16 protein-coding genes and 2 pseudogenes are annotated in these 18,019 nt (G+C 46.7%); 3 read left to right on the top strand and 15 right to left on the bottom strand.

Going from position 1 to position 18,019, the window contains the following annotated elements; translation table 11 throughout:
- Positions 1 to 66 precede the first annotated feature (66 nt).
- The 7 genes from LC653_RS34105 to LC653_RS34135 all read right to left on the bottom strand — a co-directional run bounded on the left by LC653_RS34105 (position 67) and on the right by LC653_RS34135 (position 6,383).
- Positions 67 to 1,071, bottom strand: a complete 1,005-nt coding sequence (locus tag LC653_RS34105) for an FAD binding domain-containing protein (RefSeq protein WP_229499205.1) — start codon at positions 1,069 to 1,071, stop codon at positions 67 to 69.
- Between the two features lie 3 nt (positions 1,072 to 1,074).
- Complete coding sequence (locus tag LC653_RS34110; protein ID WP_229499206.1) at positions 1,075 to 1,788, bottom strand: 2Fe-2S iron-sulfur cluster-binding protein; 714 nt, start codon at positions 1,786 to 1,788, stop codon at positions 1,075 to 1,077.
- A 399-nt stretch (positions 1,789 to 2,187) separates the two neighbouring features.
- Positions 2,188 to 2,331 carry a hypothetical protein gene (locus LC653_RS34115; protein WP_229499207.1) on the bottom strand — a complete coding sequence of 48 codons (144 nt, stop codon included), beginning with the start codon at positions 2,329 to 2,331 and terminating at the stop codon, positions 2,188 to 2,190.
- Between the two features lie 195 nt (positions 2,332 to 2,526).
- Entirely contained in the window at positions 2,527 to 3,276 is a 750-nt protein-coding gene (locus tag LC653_RS34120) for an SDR family oxidoreductase (RefSeq protein ID WP_229499209.1), read from the bottom strand.
- A 135-nt stretch (positions 3,277 to 3,411) separates the two neighbouring features.
- Positions 3,412 to 4,056: an aldo/keto reductase gene (locus LC653_RS34125; RefSeq protein ID WP_229499211.1), complete on the bottom strand. Its 645-nt coding sequence runs from the start codon at positions 4,054 to 4,056 to the stop codon at positions 3,412 to 3,414.
- Positions 3,972 to 5,168 (bottom strand): MFS transporter, encoded by a 1,197-nt coding sequence (locus LC653_RS34130; RefSeq protein ID WP_229499213.1) that lies wholly within the window; start codon positions 5,166 to 5,168, stop codon positions 3,972 to 3,974. The genes LC653_RS34125 and LC653_RS34130 overlap by 85 nt, the downstream gene beginning before the upstream one ends.
- Positions 5,169 to 5,462: 294 nt before the next feature.
- A complete protein-coding gene (locus tag LC653_RS34135) occupies positions 5,463 to 6,383 on the bottom strand; it encodes a LysR family transcriptional regulator (protein ID WP_229499215.1) in 921 nt (306 codons plus the stop codon).
- Positions 6,384 to 6,546: 163 nt separating this feature from the next.
- Between LC653_RS34135 and LC653_RS34140 the strand changes: the two genes are divergently transcribed.
- Positions 6,547 to 7,785, top strand: coding sequence for a DUF3500 domain-containing protein (locus tag LC653_RS34140; protein ID WP_229499217.1), 1,239 nt, complete (start codon positions 6,547 to 6,549; stop codon positions 7,783 to 7,785).
- A gap of 528 nt (positions 7,786 to 8,313) precedes the next feature.
- On the top strand, positions 8,314 to 8,463 hold the full coding sequence (locus LC653_RS34145) for a hypothetical protein (RefSeq protein WP_229499219.1): 150 nt from the start codon (positions 8,314 to 8,316) through the stop codon (positions 8,461 to 8,463).
- A gap of 209 nt (positions 8,464 to 8,672) precedes the next feature.
- Here the strand turns inward: LC653_RS34145 and LC653_RS34150 are convergent.
- The 8 genes and pseudogenes from LC653_RS34150 to LC653_RS34185 form a co-directional block, all read right to left on the bottom strand.
- A pseudogene (locus tag LC653_RS34150) lies at positions 8,673 to 8,867 on the bottom strand (four helix bundle protein); the annotation flags it as partial.
- Between the two features lie 6 nt (positions 8,868 to 8,873).
- Positions 8,874 to 10,643, bottom strand: a complete 1,770-nt coding sequence (gene ltrA / locus LC653_RS34155) for a group II intron reverse transcriptase/maturase (RefSeq protein WP_229499221.1) — start codon at positions 10,641 to 10,643, stop codon at positions 8,874 to 8,876.
- 614 nt (positions 10,644 to 11,257) lie between these two features.
- A pseudogene (locus tag LC653_RS47030) lies at positions 11,258 to 11,414 on the bottom strand (four helix bundle protein); the annotation flags it as partial.
- Between the two features lie 53 nt (positions 11,415 to 11,467).
- Positions 11,468 to 13,174 carry an ISL3 family transposase gene (locus LC653_RS34165; protein ID WP_229499225.1) on the bottom strand — a complete coding sequence of 569 codons (1,707 nt, stop codon included), beginning with the start codon at positions 13,172 to 13,174 and terminating at the stop codon, positions 11,468 to 11,470.
- Between the two features lie 380 nt (positions 13,175 to 13,554).
- On the bottom strand, positions 13,555 to 14,469 hold the full coding sequence (locus LC653_RS34170) for an AraC family transcriptional regulator (RefSeq protein WP_229499227.1): 915 nt from the start codon (positions 14,467 to 14,469) through the stop codon (positions 13,555 to 13,557).
- A gap of 353 nt (positions 14,470 to 14,822) precedes the next feature.
- Entirely contained in the window at positions 14,823 to 15,683 is an 861-nt protein-coding gene (locus LC653_RS34175; RefSeq protein ID WP_229499229.1) for an SDR family oxidoreductase, read from the bottom strand.
- Positions 15,684 to 15,760: 77 nt separating this feature from the next.
- Positions 15,761 to 16,477 (bottom strand): class I SAM-dependent methyltransferase, encoded by a 717-nt coding sequence (locus LC653_RS34180; RefSeq protein ID WP_229499231.1) that lies wholly within the window; start codon positions 16,475 to 16,477, stop codon positions 15,761 to 15,763.
- Positions 16,478 to 16,510: 33 nt separating this feature from the next.
- The gene (locus LC653_RS34185; protein ID WP_229499233.1) at positions 16,511 to 17,263 is read right to left on the bottom strand and encodes an SDR family NAD(P)-dependent oxidoreductase; all 753 of its coding nucleotides are present in this window, start codon (positions 17,261 to 17,263) and stop codon (positions 16,511 to 16,513) included.
- Positions 17,264 to 17,517: 254 nt separating this feature from the next.
- On the opposite strand from LC653_RS34185, the gene LC653_RS34190 reads away from it, so the two are divergent.
- Positions 17,518 to 17,937, top strand: coding sequence for a class I SAM-dependent methyltransferase (locus LC653_RS34190; RefSeq protein ID WP_229499235.1), 420 nt, complete (start codon positions 17,518 to 17,520; stop codon positions 17,935 to 17,937).
- The last annotated feature ends 82 nt before the right edge of the window (positions 17,938 to 18,019 follow it).

Consider the following 18,019-nt stretch of genomic DNA (forward strand, 5'->3'; position numbering starts at 1 on the left):
TCCTTGCTTCATCGGTAACTGACGGTGATTTGCCAAACATAGCTAATCATCTGAGCTTTAAGCAATTCACGCCTGATTGTTTATTGCCGTTTGCAGAGCATGGACGATCGTTCGTTTTCCGAGTTCGACTTTAAATTTATTGTGTTCGAGCGGTCTGGCGTTACGCATTTCTGCTTCTGCCGCCGCTTTAAAATTCGCTTCGGTCGCTGCTTTGCCCGTCAGAAACTTTTCGGCTTCTAACGCTCGCCACGGTTTGTGCGAAACGCCGCCCATTGCCAGGCGGACTTGTTTGATTCGGTTACCGTTAGTCTCTAATGCGGCAGCAACCGAGACGAGCGCGAAGGCGTAACTGCTGCGATCGCGAACTTTTAGATAGTAAGATTTATCAGCAAAATTATTTTTCGGCAGTTCGATCGCGCTAATTAACTCGCCGTGTGTCAGCGTGTTGTCCCGTTCGGGATTGTTTCCAGGCAGGCGATGATAATTGACGATTGGAATGCGGCGCTGAGTGCCGTCTGCCTTTTGAACGTGAACGATCGCATCAAGGGCGACGAGCGCGATCACCATATCTGACGGGTGCGTGGCAACGCAATCTTTTGACCAGCCGAAGATCGCGTGATTGCGGTTGATGCCTTCAAGCGCGCCGCAGCCCGTTCCTGGTTCGCGTTTGTTGCACGGCATCGCCGTATCGTAAAAATACGGGCAGCGCGTCCGCTGATTTAAATTTCCGCTGTTAGTCGCCATATTGCGAATCTGCCCGCTCGCGCCCGCCAAAATTGCCTGCGTCAAAAGCGGGTAGTTTTGCCGGACGAGCGGATGATTCGCCGTATCGGAGTTTTTCGCCAACGCCCCGATTGACAAATTGCCGCTTCCCGCGCCGTTGGCGATGGTTTTGATTTGCGTCAGATTCAGGCGCGTGATGTCCACCAATTCGACAGGACGCGCAACATCTTCCTTCATCAGGTCGATCAGATTGGTGCCGCCCGCCAGGAATTGTGAATTCGCATTCGCCGTAACGGTCTGCACGGCTGTACCTGCATCATTCGCTTTCGTATATTTAAAAGGTCTCATAATTTATGCTGCCGCCTCGCCTGTTTCCTTCTTCATTTCTGGCACGTCAAAAATCGCCGTCTCGTTTTCACCCGCAAACTGCCATGTCTGCGCCTGCGCCTTGTCGGTGTGAACTTCTCTGATCGCCGCGACGATGTTAGGATAAGCACCGCAGCGACAGATGTTGCCCGACATTCTTTCTTTGATTTCGTCGTCGGTTAATTGCACCGCACGCGGTTTTTGCCGCACGTCCGTTGTAACATAACTCGCCTCGCCGTTTTTTGCTTCATTTAAAACGGCGATCGCCGAGCAAATCTGACCAGGTGTACAGTAGCCACACTGAAAACCATCGTGTTTGACAAACGCCGCCTGCATCGGATGCAGATCGTTACCTCGCGCCAAACCCTCGATCGTCATCACATCCGTGCCTTCGCACGTTACCGCAAGTGTCAGGCAGGACAACACGCGCCGCCCGTCAACAAGCACCGTGCAGGCACCACACTGCCCGTGATCGCAGCCTTTTTTCGAGCCAGTCAGTCCAATACGTTCGCGCAGTGCGTCGAGTAAGGTCACACGCGGCTCTATAGTAAGTGCTTGTGACGCACCGTTTACGCGCAATTTCACCTCAACGCTACCAGCGGACTCAAACGTTTGCCCTGACGGGGTGGGGCGCTTGGGATTAGTTTGTGCAAAGGTGTTCTTTGTCAGGTTGCCGAATGCCGCTGCTACTGCGCTCACGACCGCTAACTGCCCAAACCGTCGCCGTCTTAGCTTGACTCTCATAACTTGGTTCCTTAATAACTAGTTACTTTCACTCTCTCCACACAGGCTATCCGCTGATACAAGGCGTGAACTTCAAACCTATCGCTTGTAACTCAAAGAATCATTGTCGCTTGAGGCTACATCACCACGCGACCGGGCCGTCCTCGTCTGAGAACGTGCCCGTCGGCCCGTCCGCACCAATGAGTGCTAGGCGGACGGGCTCGCGCGCGCCTTCTTCCACGCTGCGCGTTTTGAAAATATTACTATCAATTAAACTTGAATGCAATTCAATAATATTACACTATCACTCAGAGCGGAGGAAAGAGTTAAAATTAGCTTTGTCAATAATCAATAGTTGTATGTGCTAACTATTGATTATTGACAAAGTTTTATATCTGATTTGTTTAGCAGTTTCGCACCGGGAACCAGAACTTCGTCTGCTTTCGGCTCTGGATGATCGACATCGATGTAATTCAAAACGTCTTCATTGCCGTATGTGTTGATTACTATTGCTTTCATTTTTTTCCTATGTTTTATTCAAGGCGTGCAAATTACAGGTAACTGGTATCCAAAATCTTAGTTTTGATCGAGCGACTTGAAATAACCGTTTGAGATTGCATTTCAGTCCTCCTTTAAAAACGTTTTAAATCGAGACATACAGCGATTCAGCAATTAATCCTGATCTGAAAATGCCTTGATCGCAGGTCACTACACTTACGGGTTACGAGTCTGAAACATCATGTCAGCATTCCCATTTTCGGCGGCGAAGCGTAGAGGCTTGCATCGCTCTACCACTACCTCTTCTACAGTTGGGTGGTTGGCGAGTATGTCCATCACCTCGGTAATGAACTCATCGAGGGGCATGGCACGAGGATCGATCGTTTGCTGTTCGCCAGTAAGTTGAGTCTGGACATAAGGCGGAATAATCTCGATCACCTCGGTTGTGGTGCTTTTGAGCTGGTGGCGTAGCGATACCGAGTATGAATGGATCGCTGCCTTAGTCGCGCTGTAGGTTGGGGTTGCAGCGTTCGGGACAAAAGCCAGCCCAGACGAAACCGTGAAAATGGCTGAGTGTGGCTGATTTTGCAGCAGTGGCAGGAGTGCTGCTGTCAGGCGAATAGGGCCAAGAAGGTTGGTGGTCACGATCGCCTCGGCATCCTCTAGGTAATCCGGCGGCGATTTGAGATCTTCTGCTTTCGCGATCCCAGCATTGTTGATTAAAACATTCAGCCCTGGGTAGTCTTGAGCGACTTGCTGACTAAACGAACGGATGCTATCTTGGTCACTGATATCCAGTAGCAGGGATTTGATGCCGGGATTAGCAGATGTCACCTCATCTAACAACTGTTGTCGCCGGCCAGCGACGATCACCTGATTGCCTTTTTTATGAAAGGACTCAGCGAGTCTGCGACCAATCCCCGATCCGCCGCCAGTGATTAGAATTGTGTTTCCTGTAATTTGCATGGTAATCCTCTAAATTTTTCCGGTTATTGAAATTAGTTTGAATTAGATAGACTGACCGCCGAAAACTTCGATGTGCTGGGCATTTACCTGAGTTTAGTGATTGAAGAGTTCATAGCACTTTTTTAATGGATGAAACTAACGGTTAAGGGAGTGCATCAACTCTCCAGGATAGCGAGTTCCGGCAGCAGCGCCGATCGGTACAATTGCTTCAATCTGTTGAAGTTCGGCAGCAGTTAACACAATCTCCAATGCACCAACATTTTCATGCAGCCGTGCTTGGCGCTTCGTTCCAGGAATGGGGATGATGTCCTCGCCTTTTGCCAACAGCCAAGCGAGCGCAAGTTGGGCAGGCGTACACTGCTTTTGGGCAGCAATCTGCTTGACTTTTTCGACTAGTTCTAAGTTGCGATAAAAATTCTCGTCTTGAAAGCGGGGATTGTGCCGCCGCCAATCGTCAGGTGGAAAGTTATCGGGAGATTGAAAGGCTCCGGTTAAAAAGCCGCGTCCCAGCGGTGAGTAAGCAACTAAACTCGTTCCCAATTCTCGACACACGGGCAACACGTCAGTTTCAGGCTCTCGCGTCCATAGGCTGTATTCCGTCTGAAGCATCGCAATCGGATGCACCTGAGCCGCTCGACGCAGGGTATCAGCACCTGCTTCTGAGAGTCCGGCATAGCGCACTTTACCGTCTTGAATCAGGTCTCTGATCGCGCCAACTGTCTCCTCAATCGGTACATTGGGATCGACTCTGGAAGGATAGTACAGATCGATGTAGTCCACCCCCAAACGCTGCAAGCTATAAGCCAGGAAGTTCTGCACAGCAACCGGACGACTATCGTAACCGATAAAATATCCGCGCTTATGCTTTTTGACATTGCTCCGGTGAGGCAGGTCTGCACGAGCGGTTGTCCCAGGCTATAGATCACCATTCCTCCATAAAGCAGTTGCAAAGCGCCTGTAACTGGAAATAGACCGATCAGAAAGAATCCAAATCCTGCGGTCAATCCACCCACAATTGCCAGACGAATTTCTTGGAAACCTCGCAGTAGCACCGGTAAGACGACAAGCTGGACTAAGACAACAATGATCCCGAAAGTGACCAATAAAGGAGAAATTTGCTCCGGAGTCCAGTTGAGGCGATCAAAAAGCAGGCTCGGCAAGCTAGACGAAGGCAGAATCACAATCATCCAGAACAGCAGATAACTCAGCAGTAGCAGTCGGAGTTGCGGAAATTGCAAAATGTCACGCGCCTGAGTCAGTGGATTCAGGTGACTGAGCGGAAGTTCTGTTGATCGTTGTGCAGGTAGCAAACTTTCCGGCATCGAGAAATGGCCCCAGATGGCAGCAAAAACGAGCAGCGCGATCAACACATAGAGCGGCGCAACAGGGCTAATTCGGGAGACAAAACCACTCGTGGCCGGTCCAATAATAAACCCTGAACCAATTGCAGCAGTCAGAAAAGCAAAGTAACGAGTGCGATCGCTAGGTTTGGTTGTATCTGCCACATAGGAAAAAGCGGTGCCAATCCAACACTCAGACACGCCCACGATCATCCAGCCAACAAACAATACCCACAATGCTCCACCGATCGCAAACATCGAAAAGCCGAGGATTGCGCTACACAGACTTACCAGCATGACCACTCGTCGCCCATAGCGATCGCTGATTGCTCCCAGACTAGGCGCACTGAGGAATTGTGCGAAAGAATAGCTAGAAAACAACAGTCCGATAGTGAAGGCATTTCCACCATATTGCTCGACTAAAGCTGGCAAGATTGGACCAATGAGTCCGATATAAAACGTACTCAGAAATGCAGCAAAGAGAATAAATGGAGGCAACCGACGAGGCGGTTTCGGCAAAGCTGCGCTTCGCGCTAATCGCTCAGTATTCATTTACTATTCTCCAATGTTGATAGTTGGATCAGATTGGCTTTGCAGAGAAGTTCAGCAGATGCCTAGCGATCGCTTTTACTGCGTTTCCTTACCTTCAATTAAGCCAAACTCAACCGACAAAGGACATGGATATTTTCTCGACAGACTTGCTCATTTCTAAGGAATGCGGAAAGTCAATGGTCATGATTAAAACCGCTCTATAAGCTTTGCCGAAAGCTCAAAGGCGACAGTTTAGTATGTTTTTTGAAGAAACGGGAGAGGTGTCTTGCATCCTTCTTAAATGCATTCTAGTTATTACCCTTGTTTCGCAGTCGTCCGGATCTGGTCGCGGAACCATGCATGTCCAGAATCACCACTGAGTCGAGGATGCCAGATCATTGTGTAGGGAAAGTCACCAATCTCTTGAGGGGGTAATACCTGCCGAAAGTGTGACAACTTTGAGAGTTCGAGTGCTAGACGCATAGGGGCGGTGAATATCAGGTCGGTACCCACAATATTGAGCGCAGTTGCCATGAAGTAGGGAGACTGGAGTACGATATTTCTCGCCTTCCCCAGATCAGCAAGCGGACGATCAATCATAGTTTGCTGCCCTTCGGCTGTGGCGACTACTGCGTGTGGGCGATGCAGATATTCGTCCAAAGAAAACCGCTTGCCCTTGAATTTACAGTCCGCACTTATCAGGCACACAAAGTGCTCGTGGTACAGCACTTCCACCTTCAATCCCTTGGGTGGGGTGGGCACGCTGCCGACACCAAGCGCCACGTCGCAGCGACCCATCTCCACGTAACGATAACTGTCTTCTGTCCAGCCAATGACTTCAACGCGAACGCTAGGAGCAAATTTGCGACAGATCTGCACGGTGCCACGGACGATAACAGCGGCGGCATAATCGGTGCCTGTGACCCGGAAACGTTGTTGTGAGGTGGAAGGATCAAAGTCATTGCTGCCAATCACTGCGTTTAAGCGAGGCAGGAGAAATTCCAACTCTCGCAGCAAGCGATCGCCACGCGGTGTTCGCTCGTACCCTACGCCGCTACGAACGAGCAGGTCATCGCCAATTGCCGATCGCAACCGCCCCAACACACGGCTCATTGCTGGTTGGCTTAGAGAGAATCGGGCTGCCGCACGAGTGATATGCTTCTCCTCTAAAAGAGCTTGTAGAGCCAGAAGCTGATTCAGATCAATGCGCGAGAGATTGGGGAACTGTTGAGCCATGATCCGAGTATATACCACTGTTGATATAATGCTTATTCATAATATGCATTGGACACATTTATAGATGTCATGTAATGGTTGTAGTAGGTTCACTCTACGTCCGGCTGAATCGGTTTAAGCAATTGCCTATTGCGATCGTTAAAGCTGACTCTAGGAGGTCATTATGAACATGAAACGTCGTAAATTCTTAGGCATCATGGCAGGCACCAGCGTCGTCGTCAGTCTCGCTAGTGTCTTGGCACAGGGTGTCAAATCTCATGCACAGCAGTTATCAGGTGCTGTCGCTGAGCGCTTCCGGCGCAGGTCGCAAGAAGCCGAAGCCCGTGGTCTAGCCGAGCCGTTTAAGGGTGTTACCACAAACGGCAATGTTGTCTCAGGTTTGTTCCCCATCCGCTCGACCGGAGTCTCCACTGCGCCCATCCGCAGGTCTGCTGATGCTTTTCTCGCCACCTTGACCCCGAAGCAGCGCAGCAAGACGATATTTTCAGTTGACGACCCGGAATGGCGTAAGTGGATGAACCAGCACTTTTACATCCGTCAGGGCACGGGCTTCTATGAGATGACTGAGTCCCAGCGCAAGGTAGCTTTCAATCTGTTGCGAGCCTCGCTCAGCGCTAAGGGATTGGAACAGTCGCGCGACATTATGCGGCTCAACCACACGCTGGGCGAGCTGAATAACAATAACTTCGACGAATACGGCGAGTGGCTCTACTGGCTCACGGTGATGGGCACGCCTTCAGATACGGAGCCGTGGGGCTGGCAGCTCGACGGACACCATCTAATCGTCAACTACTTCGTGCTGGGCGACCAAGTGGTGATGACACCCACTTTCATGGGTTCCGAGCCAGTGACGGCTAACTCCGGCAGGTACAAAGGCACGACTGTACTGCAAAACGAACAAAACAAGGGTCTGACGCTGATCAACGCGCTCAATAATGCACAGCGTAAGAAGGCTATCATTGAGGTTTCCAAGACCCGCAACAATAGCGTGGGTGAAGCGTTCAGTGACAACATCGTTCTCGACTATGCTGGCATTCGCGCTGCGGAGTTCACAGCCGAGCAGAAGAAGCAATTGCTCGATTTGATTGGCGAGTATGTGGGGAACATGCGCGACGGGCACGCAGAGGTCAAGATGTCCGAGGTGCGGCAGCATCTGGACGAAACCCGGTTCGCTTGGATCGGCGAGACGAAGCCAAACAGCGTCTTCTATTACCGTATCTATAGTCCGGTGATCTTGATCGAGTTCGATCATCAGACGCCGATCGCTCTGCGCTATTTAGAACGTGATCAGCCTACACGCGAGCATATCCACAGCGTGGTGCGAACGCCGAATGGCAACGACTACGGTAAAGATTTACTCCGGCAGCACTACCAACAGCATCCGCACCCACATAGGCACTAAATGACTTTGTACAGTGCAATATCTCAGCTTGAAGATGGTCGAATAACAAGTCGAATAATAATAGGAGATATGCATTATGCTACGTAGGTTTAGATATTTGATTTCCCTGTCACTCTTGGTCTTTTCACTTATAGCGTTAGGTTCGCCCGTACTCAGTCAAGCGCAAAGTCAGCTGCCGTATTGGACTGAGGCTGCGCTGACATTTCGACATTCATAGATACGAACGCTGGAAAAAAAACAACTACATCGCACTTTCTTCGGAAGTTTACAGACAATTCATATGCTTTGAATCATAATGTGAGAAAAATTTTGATCCATAAATTAGAAAAAAGTTAACGAAAATTCAGGCTTTCGTGCTAATCAAAAATTAGAAATTTGAATCAAATTATGAGTGAGAGTTGAAATTCTGAATCATAACTAGAGAATGAGTTGAAAAAACACAATTGGACAAAAATTGCACAAAAAATCTCTGACAAAATTGCTCTAATTTAAACTTTCAATTCAGAATATGGTTCAAATACCCATGTTATGGTTCAAAACTTTTGTTTCAGCAGATATCTGAGTAAAAATCAAATATTTCATTGTCCAAGCGAACGCTCTGTTGTTGGGCGATGGCTACGCCGCGCCGTTGGCGAAGCCTCTCGCAAAGAAGGCATCGCCTACTCAAATAGTAGCTGAATAATAATGATAATCAACCCGAAAGATTGATACAAACGTCGCTTTTATCAGTCTTTTTATCCCCTAAGCGATAATCATTATTAGTAAAAAAAACTCGAATGTTAAAAGTGAACTATAAACTGGTTCTTGGCAACTTTTGGTGATCTTGGTTGGGGGAAGGTAGAAGGCAGAAGGCAGAGGGCAGAAGTCGGAAGAAGGAAATAATAGGTTCAAACTTTGAGTTTGTTTAAACTAGCAACTAATATACTTTGCATTTCCTCAACTTCATTCAATAAAGGAGTGAAAAGATTTTTATCTGCTAAATCTACTTCTTTAGCAATGATTAATTGCGTATCTAATTCTCTCAAAGAACCTAAAGCAATATGTAAAAACTGTATGTATTCTGGCTTTGAGCGCCTTCCATAGTTAAACTAAGTCGGAGAGTCGCCTCTCCGACTCGTCTGCAAAACCGGACGTGAAAGTTTCCCTTCATCCGGCTCCTCGATGATTTGGTGTTTGTCACACATACCTCTATCTTGGGATGTTTTCCTATCGTGGCAGTGTCGATGGAGCAATTGGAGGTTGCTATATGTGTCTTTTCCTCCTTTGACTTTTGGTATGATGTGGTCTAATTCCAACTTGTCTCCATCTTTGAAAGTTAAACCGCAGAGGCAACATTTTCCTTGTTGTTGTTTTAACAGTGTTGCCGTTCGATGGGGCATCTCTGGATGTTTGCCCATTCTGCTACTCCAATAGACAAGATTGCCGTCAAACGGACTGTTATCTCCTTTTACCTTGACGTGCCTAACAATAGGAAATTCCTTGTGTCGGACAAGGTAGGCGGTTTTTCGCATTCCTTCTTCCCAAGTAGCGAATGACCAGTTGTCATTTCCCTTAGTCTTCCAGTATTTGCGAACTACCCAAGAGATAGCTTTGTTGGGATGGCGACTTCTTCCCCAAGCAATGAGTCTTTGTGTAATCAGATGGTCTAATTTTGTGAAGACCTCCTTACTTACCACTGCGCTGTAATATCTTGCCCATCCCATAATTAGTGGGTTTAGCTTTTTAATTAGCCCTAATTGAGGGGCATTTTTATAAGCCTTGACAATATTACTTATACTTTCGTAGTGATGTTTGATGTTCTCTTTGCTTGGTTTGATAATGGTTTTAAAACCAAGGACTTCTCCTCGTGAATTCTTTCCAGATTTGTATTTTCCTACGGAAAATTGTCTAATGGTGAATCCGAGAAAGTTAAAACCTGGTTGCTCATTTCCTGTTGAATTTAAGGTGTGAGTTATCCTGGTTTTACTTGGTTTCAATTCCAAACCCATGTCTTTAAGCCAATCCATAAGGATTTGTTGGCACTTGTGAATAACTTCTAATTCTGAATGTAGAATTACAAGGTCATCTGCATATCGAATCACGTCAGGTCGCTTTCTCCTTGTCGGTTTATTCCTTTCGGGGAATGCTTGTTTAATTCGATTTTCCATCCCATGCAAGGCTATATTTGCCAATAATGGGCTGACTGTGCCTCCTTGTGGTGTACCTTCTGGAGTTTCGACAAATGTTCCTTTGTCCATGACTCCTGCTTGAAGCCAGCTTTTTATCTGGCGGCGGAGTGTGGGGTAAGTGTTCAGTTTGTCTAACAAGGCTTTGTGGTTAATGCAGTCGAAGCACTGAGCAATATCCGTATCCAAAACATACTTTGGTTTGTGGTTAATTGCTATGTATATTGCTCCGATAGCGTCATGACATGAGCGTCCTGGTCGAAAGCCATAACTGTTGGGTTCAAAGAGAGCTTCCCATTCAGGTTCTAGCGCTAATTTAACCAAGGTTTGTAATGCCCTGTCGTTTATGGTGGGGATTCCTAGTGGGCGCATTTGTTCCTTTCCGGGTTTGGGAATCCAAACCCTTCTGGTTGGTTTTGCCTTTTGGGATATTCTCAGGTTGGATACTAAATCTAGTCGTTGTTTTGGGGTAAGTGATTTCTTCCCGTCTACCCCGGCTGTCTTTTTCCCTTGATTATCCTGAGTAACCTTTCGTACAGACAAGCATTTGGCTGACCAGGATTTGGTTAATGTCTTTTGAAGTCTGCGGACTGCTTTGATATCTCCACGTTGCGAGGCTCTGAATATGCGCTTTTGCAACTTAAATGTTTTCCGCTCTAACTTTCGCCAGGGGATTTCATTCCATTCCATCATCGGCATTTGTTACCGTGCTTTAGACTTATTCATTGCTACTTGTACCTATTCATTCCAAGTCATCGTGAGTCTGTCAGCATATCTTGGGCATTGCCCCAAGCGTTCGCTTTTGACTCAATCCTTCCACCCTATAGCTTGCGGTTAGCACCTTCTCAGCATCGACCATTCTGAGAGCTATAAGGTGGTTACTCCGTTCCTAATAACCATTGATTGACTCTTTAGAGTGATGTTATTTCGCCGGGTTTAGAGGAAGTGCATATTGGTCAGGAAGGTACTGCCAATTCCATTTATCCTTTGCCTTTTGGCTCTAGCCTTTCAGCCCTTTGGCTAGTTCATTGTAACGACGATTGATACATCTTCAGGCTTGACGCTTTACTCATAAAGTCTTGCTAGACGGGATTCCAGTTTGGGCTACCAGTTACCGCCGTTTTACCCCGCTTCACCTCTTAACTTGCTGGGTTAATTTGTGGGGGTAATGCTGTCACTCCTGCACCTGGAGGGAAGGACTTTCACCTTCATGGTTATCAAGTTGTCAAGGTTTAGTTGGGTAAAACCCTTCTTTTCCTCACGGTCATCCTTAAATATTTCTATTTATTTCGACCAACGGGTCGCACGCCTTCTGCTATATTAGATGCTACAGATACAGATGAACGCCGTATTTGACTAGTTAAACCATACAATTCTGACTGAGGAAATAGGCGGGTAAATTTATAACAATTAATGGCTTTTTTGTACTGCTCTTTGCCAAATGAACTGATTTCTGTAACTCATAAGTCAAGTTTGAAGTTAGTCAAAAATAAGTTTTAATTTTCCAAATTTATCTCTCAGTTAGCTAACAAGAACCGTCGCTCAAGCAGGTCTATCTTGGCACGACCATACATCTGCCGCTTTAACATTTTTAGTCGATTAATATGTCCTTCAACGGGACCATTGCTGACTGACATAGTTACACCTGCTTTCACAGCATCGTAGTCAGACTCTAAACCAACAGCAAAGGAGTGCAGCAAAGAAACCGAGCTGTTTTTAGCTTTGTTTAACCAAGCATCGAGCTGCTCAGGCAGACGTTGACGCACAAGAGATGCAAACTGTTGAGCTAGTTCAATGGCTGACTCCAAATCAGAATGGGCTGTTTGTAGTCGAGCGATCGCTTCACGCTCATTAGGCTGTGTTAATTCCGGTCGTCGCAGGACTAAAGCTGTGACGCGCCTGGGGGTGAGAGGACGATGGGAAGAAGAGCTTACCCTGGGGGAAGCGTTTTTTCTTGAACCTTGTCGCGGTTCAAATCCGGGCAAGCTCTTGAGATAACGAGTGAAGCGAGAAACCGTGGCATAACTACCGGTATAGCCTGCTTGTCGAATTGACTCAAACAGTTCTTGGGTGTTGTAGTTACCGCTATTCCAGCGACTGAGGAGGTAATGTTGATAAGGATTGAGAAGACTCAAACCTTGGTCGCTACGTTCACGACGTTCAGTAAAAGTTGAGCTACGCAAGTAATTAGATACGGTGTTTTTAGCAACTCCCAGTTCTTGAGCGATTGCTTGTACTGATAAGCCAATAGACCGTAAGCTCCAAACTTGCTCATGGATGTCCCTCCGTCTGGCCCGTGCCTTGGCGGATTGGACTTTTCTTTTTAAAGATGTGTTTTGGGGAAACCTTGGCACAACTGGGCAGGGATTAGCCTCAGCAATTAGGGAAAGGTTATGTGCTGTTTCTACCTCTTTTAGCACTTTATTATCAGTACTAAAGACTTGTTTTTCCACTTCTTTAAGTGCTTCGGCGTGAGTACCAAAGACTTGTAAGAGCATTTGAGATAAGTTCTGCAATAAGTGAAAACGGTCTGCAACGTGAATGGCTTCTGGCGCACCTTGACGAATACCACTTTCATAAGTTTTTGACCGATCTCGTGAGACGACTTTGACACCAGGGTGAGCTTTTAACCATTCTGCCAAGGTTTCGGCCTTGGCATCTTTTAGTAGAGCAATTGGTCGGCTGCGTTCCAGGTCAATTAGTGCTGTGCCGTAAGTTTTACATTTACGAAAGCAGAAGTCGTCTACCCCAAGAATCTGTGGCGTTACGATTGGCAGAAGTGGGATTGAGCGTACTAATTTTAATAGCGTATTGCGAGAAGCAGTTAACCCCAATTGCTGTGAGAGTCTTACCCCTGCGGCACCTCCCAGAGCTAAACCAATCGCACTTAATTTTTGACTTAAACGCAGAGTTTTTCGCGCCCAAGGTGTGGTTATATTAGTCAGCCTTTCGGTAAAAATGCGTCGTTCACACAAAGTGTTGATGCAAAAAAACTTCCGCACTCGTAACTGTAAGCTAATGCTGTAATCAGCCCAAGGCAGGTCTGCTAAGAAGCGTTCATAGCGACTATGAATTTTGTGAGTCGGGTGGTTACAAACTGGGCAATTAATAACAGTTTGTACCGCAGAGACAATCAACGTAATCGTCCCTTGTACTTTGTCAAATCGCCATCTCTTCAGTTGAAGGTTTGTTGTGTCAGGTAACAGGTGGTATAGCAATTCCATACCAAAAGTTTGATGGAGTGAAGTTTGAAGTTAGTAATTCAATTGTATCCCTTCCTCCTTCTTTTTTTTTTCCTCCTTCTGCCTTCTGCCTTCCCCCAACCAAGATCACCAAAAGTTGCCAAGAACCTATAAACTGGATACTCATTTCTGAAGCATATCATGAGCTAAAATCTCATTTTTTAGTTCAAATCACAATTCAGACCATTTGAGCTATAAAACCGATATCTTGCCAGAGTTTTGAGCTTTTTGTCTGTATCAAATAGTATAAAATTAGATGCGCCTGCCCTGTTCGCCCTACTGAGGACAGGCACATTTTTTAGATAGACAAGTCTATCTTTGAGTGTGGAAAAGCCTACTGAACAGAATTAAAAAGATAATGCTTAGCTCTGTAAGCTTTGCCGAAAGCTCAAAGGCGACAGTTCAGTGTGTTTTTTGAAGAAACGGGAGAAGTGTCCTGCGTCCTTAAATCCCAAGCGAGTAGCAATTTCCTGTACTGATTCCGACGATCGCGCCAACATTGCCTTTGCCTCCGCGATTATCTTCTCTGCAATCCAACTATTGACTGATTTACCTGTTTTGTATTTGATTACAGTGCTGAAATAGTTGGGATGTAAATACTGTGCCTGGGCATAGTCCTGCACTTGGAATAAGCGATCGCATTTGCCAGTGAGTAGATCGCGAAAGTGCGCTTCGAGATTACGTTGAAACGTCAGTGTAATATTAGAGCTAGTTGAAGCTTCAGTCAGTGGATTATATGCCTTCCAAAACCACTCTTTAATTTTGAGTAGCAATACCACCGTTAAACAGCCAATCACTTTATACTTATATGCAGAATCTGACTGATATTCCTGCAACAACTGACCGCCTAAGTCATCAAAGATTTGAAAGACTTCGCGATCAGGATAACTCGGTGGCGCAACTTCAGCAATTAGAAATGGAAATTCATCCAGAATGTTCTCATGAACATATTGCTTCAGGAATGCTTCTGTGAAGGTGATGATATATCCTTGTAATGTTTCCTCAACCTCGAATCCCTTCAGATGCCCCGGATTTGTAAAATAAATGATATTGCCTCGCGTCACATAGGATTGGTCATCAACGAGGTAGCGACCTCGCCCTTCGCGCAGGATTAAAACTGAGTAGAAGCTTGTCCGAAACAGGGGAGACTTGATTGGAAAATTTGGATAAAGCTCCTCATTCCGATGAATCGTAAAATCAACGTCTTGCTCTAGCTTGCCGCCGAAAGAAGCATAAAGTTCAGACATCGAATCGTAGGTTTCAATCGCCTCAGCCATTCGGATTGATGCGGATTACAACTATAGTTCACCCATATTAAGTCAATATAATAGCGCAAAACTGCACTGTCTTGATGCTTAGTCGATTTGTCTGATCGGTCGAACGATGACTTCATTACATCCACATCTTTTGGCTGCTTGATCGTAAAGGCAATTGGTAGCAAGCACAAGGCAGTGCCAATAGTCCGTGCGGTATCAGTCTTTCTATTTCGGTAGTACCGGAAGAGTAACTATGGCAATCCCATTAAGGTACAGGATTTCCAGTACGATCGCACCCTCCTCAAGACGCATATCCGGGGAACGAATTGCAGACGGGCGAGCAACGGCTCGACGCATAGTGGGAAACAGTCTCCCTATAAATTGAAAAGAACTTTCAACCCCTCTTTAAGCGATGCAGGCTTTCGCCCAAGAAGATTCTCCAGATTGGGGCTTACTTCTTCTTCCTGCCCGTTCTTAATGTCGGTTAGAAACCCTATGAACCGCTCAATCATCATTTCGGGGACACCGCGTTCTTTCATTTGCGCCTCAAAGTCTGATTTCTCGATTGGTGTATAAGCTACCTCTTTGCCTAATAAGTCGGAAAGGGTAGCTGCAACATCGTCAAAGGAATAGGACTCACTTCCTGTGAGTTGATAGATGCGGTTACTGCAACCGCTTTCCAACAGTGCATTCGCAATGGCTTCTCCCATTTCGCTTCTCAGGGCAAAGGAAACTTTTCCCTGAGCGGTTGGTAAGTTAATACCTGTGTCAAAAACTTTTTCCCCTACAAACTGCGGAATGGTGTCCATGTACAAAACATTGCGAAATAGGGCATAGTTCAACCCACATTCCTTAATGTAGTCTTCCGTTTGAAAATGCCCCTCCATCAACTTGTTTGCTAAAGTGTTTCTGTCTTTCAACGATCGACTGGTGTAGGCGACACATTGAACCCCTGCCTTTTTTGCAGCATTCACAACATTTCGGTGTTGCCGAAGACGGTTCTCTTCATCCGTTCCGGCTATCAGCAAAACCGTTTCAATTCCCTGCATTGCCTGGTCGAGTGAAGCAGTATCATCGTAGTTGCCGATGCGGATGTCTACCCCTTTTGCTTTCAAGGCAGAGGCTTTACTTTCATCCCGCACCAGTGCGGCAATTTGGTTGGCAGACGTTTTTTTCAGTAGATTTTGGATTACTGCTGTCCCTAACTGTCCGTTAGCTCCTGTTACCAAGATCATGATTTTTTCTTCTTTGTTTGCATTTTGCTTTGTGCGGTAGCGAGGAACGAGCGAAGCTGAGGGCAACCCTTGTCGGGTTATTTGTGCGATCGAGGAACATTGCGTCTGGCATACCAAGCATGGATAAAGAGCGTTTGCAAGAACAATACCGGAGCATCAAAACCACTGGATGCAATGATTGCTCCGACTTGATCAGGGGGTAGCACAGCCGCATTCCGACCGTGAGACGCAAGAGATTTTTCAACGTCCTCATCCGGATATCCAGCATATTTCAGCATTCGAGTCCAAACCTCACGCAGGTCTTGATAAGCTGAAGTAGACATATCGGCAGCCAAATCTGCGCTCACTAAATATCCTTGAGGGCGAAGTCGTGAAGCAATTTGACTGAAAAATTTGCGTCTCTCCTCAGGCTGCATGAAGAAGTGAGAAACCAGAAGGCAAGTCGCCGCATCAAAGGCTGCTGATGCGGGCAATGAATCTAGATAACCCTCATGCCATGTGCAACGTGAGTCAACCCCATACGCTTCGGCGTTCTGACAACAGGTTTCAAGCATCGCAGCCGCAGGCTCTACTGCCGTAAATTGCCACTGTGGAAATTCTTGAGCTAGATAAATCAATTCCAAGCCAGTTCCGACACCCACACAAAGAATTCGCGCGTTAGATGGAAGCTCAGAAAGTACTAGGCGAATCGATAAGTGAAGTGCGTCACGCAATGGCGCTATTTTAGCCACTCTTGTGTCGTAGGTCGAAGCACGTTCTTTGTCGAAGACAATAGATGATTCTGGGTTTGGCATGATCTCTCTTTGTGATTGCACTGTTTATTCTAATTAAATTGACTGACCGCCAGAGACTTCAATTCTTTGAGCATTCACCCATCGATTGTCTTCGGATAATAGTGATGCGATCGCATCACTATTATCCGGTAGACCAACCCTACCCAGGGGCGTGATCGAGGCGAAGTGTTGATTCACCTCAGGATTGTCACGGACAGTACCACCCCCGAAATCAGTTTCGATCGCGCCTGGAGCAACGATATTCACTGCAATCCGCCGCGCTCCCAGTTCTTTTGCCATATACTTGGTCAAAGTCTCCATTGCCCCTTTCATACTTGCATAAGCGGCATAGCCAGGGAAGATAATTCGCGTCAAACCAGTAGAAACGTTTACAACTCGTCCGCCGTCATTAATGAGCGGGAGCAGTTTCTGAGTGAGGAAGAAAACACCCTTGAGGTGAATGTTCATCAAATGGTCGAAATCCTCCTCAGTCGTCTCGGCAAAAGATGAGTGAACACCCGTTCCAGCGTTATTCACTAAGAAATCAAAATGCTCGGTCTGCCAATTATTCTTAAGTGCCTGCTGGAGTTGTGTGGCGAAACTATCAAAGGTTTTTGTGTCGGCAGTATCGAGTTGCAGTGCTACGGCTTTAGCGCCAAGCTGTTCAATTTCAGCAACGACGTTTTTCGCTTCCTCAGCATTGCGATGGTAAGTGACAATGACATCAACCCTTTTTTTAGCCAGATTCAAAGCGGTACTTTTGCCCAGTCCTCGGCTCGATCCCGTTACCAGTGCGATTTTGGTCATTGCCTTATCCGTCTGCTGTGTTACTTAAATACATTCATCGTATGGTTGCAGATAGGGATCTTCAATACATAAAACTAGCCGTTTATTGCCTAATCCTCCAGATTGTGATTTTGGGACTGGATAAAAATGTTCTACAATCTGCGAAAGAAGATAAGCTCTAAAAACTATAACAGACGAACTCATCGTTGCGGCTTGAATACTGTCGCAATATTCGATCGTGTAAAATATGAATCGCGGCTTCATTCGCTTTCATCATGCAAAACCAACAGGCACCCATTTTATTCGACCAAAAGACTGCATCTTCCTACGACAAGCAAACTGCTCTTTGGAAGACGGGGCGCGAGGCGCTCTTTTCGTTTATGCGCCTGATTCTCTCAGAGCTTCCGGCTGATGCACGGATTCTGTGCGTTGGTGCCGGAACCGGAACAGAAATGATCGCTCTGGCGCAAGCCTTTCCGCAATGGCAATTCACGGCGGTCGAGCCGGCATCTGCAATGCTGGACGTTTGTCGTCGAAAAGCCGACGAAAGCGGCATCATCTCGCGTTGCACGTTCCACGAAGGTTATCTCGACTCGCTGCCCGCTTCGGAGGCATTCGATGCGGCGACTTACCTGTTGGTCTCTCAGTTCTTAACGCTCTTTTATTACTCTCATGAGAGTATAATTAATTACTAACAGTTTAACTTAGCAAGGGTATTTAATTGGGTTCAAGAACGGCTACCTCCACGATCACCGTGGTAGATCAGTACTGCGATGC

Origin of the sequence: Nostoc mirabile CHAB5784 (assembly GCF_020829645.1) — a bacterium.
GTDB classification, from domain to species: domain Bacteria; phylum Cyanobacteriota; class Cyanobacteriia; order Cyanobacteriales; family Nostocaceae; genus Nostoc; species Nostoc mirabile.

What these genes read in the sequence shown, in the direction of transcription:
- ltrA (WP_229499221.1), bottom strand. Translation starts at nt 10,643, where the DNA reads ATGATGGAATGGAATGAAATCCCCTGGCGAAAGTTAGAGCGGAAAACA.
- LC653_RS34190 (WP_229499235.1), top strand. Translation starts at nt 17,518, where the DNA reads ATGCAAAACCAACAGGCACCCATTTTATTCGACCAAAAGACTGCATCT.
- LC653_RS34105 (WP_229499205.1), bottom strand. Translation starts at nt 1,071, where the DNA reads ATGAGACCTTTTAAATATACGAAAGCGAATGATGCAGGTACAGCCGTG.
- LC653_RS34175 (WP_229499229.1), bottom strand. Translation starts at nt 15,683, where the DNA reads ATGATCTTGGTAACAGGAGCTAACGGACAGTTAGGGACAGCAGTAATC.
- LC653_RS34170 (WP_229499227.1), bottom strand. Translation starts at nt 14,469, where the DNA reads ATGGCTGAGGCGATTGAAACCTACGATTCGATGTCTGAACTTTATGCT.
- LC653_RS34140 (WP_229499217.1), top strand. Translation starts at nt 6,547, where the DNA reads ATGAACATGAAACGTCGTAAATTCTTAGGCATCATGGCAGGCACCAGC.
- LC653_RS34130 (WP_229499213.1), bottom strand. Translation starts at nt 5,168, where the DNA reads ATGAATACTGAGCGATTAGCGCGAAGCGCAGCTTTGCCGAAACCGCCT.
- LC653_RS34180 (WP_229499231.1), bottom strand. Translation starts at nt 16,477, where the DNA reads ATGCCAAACCCAGAATCATCTATTGTCTTCGACAAAGAACGTGCTTCG.
- LC653_RS34120 (WP_229499209.1), bottom strand. Translation starts at nt 3,276, where the DNA reads ATGCAAATTACAGGAAACACAATTCTAATCACTGGCGGCGGATCGGGG.
- LC653_RS34135 (WP_229499215.1), bottom strand. Translation starts at nt 6,383, where the DNA reads ATGGCTCAACAGTTCCCCAATCTCTCGCGCATTGATCTGAATCAGCTT.
- LC653_RS34185 (WP_229499233.1), bottom strand. Translation starts at nt 17,263, where the DNA reads ATGACCAAAATCGCACTGGTAACGGGATCGAGCCGAGGACTGGGCAAA.
- LC653_RS34165 (WP_229499225.1), bottom strand. Translation starts at nt 13,174, where the DNA reads ATGGAATTGCTATACCACCTGTTACCTGACACAACAAACCTTCAACTG.
- LC653_RS34115 (WP_229499207.1), bottom strand. Translation starts at nt 2,331, where the DNA reads ATGAAAGCAATAGTAATCAACACATACGGCAATGAAGACGTTTTGAAT.
- LC653_RS34145 (WP_229499219.1), top strand. Translation starts at nt 8,314, where the DNA reads ATGGTTCAAAACTTTTGTTTCAGCAGATATCTGAGTAAAAATCAAATA.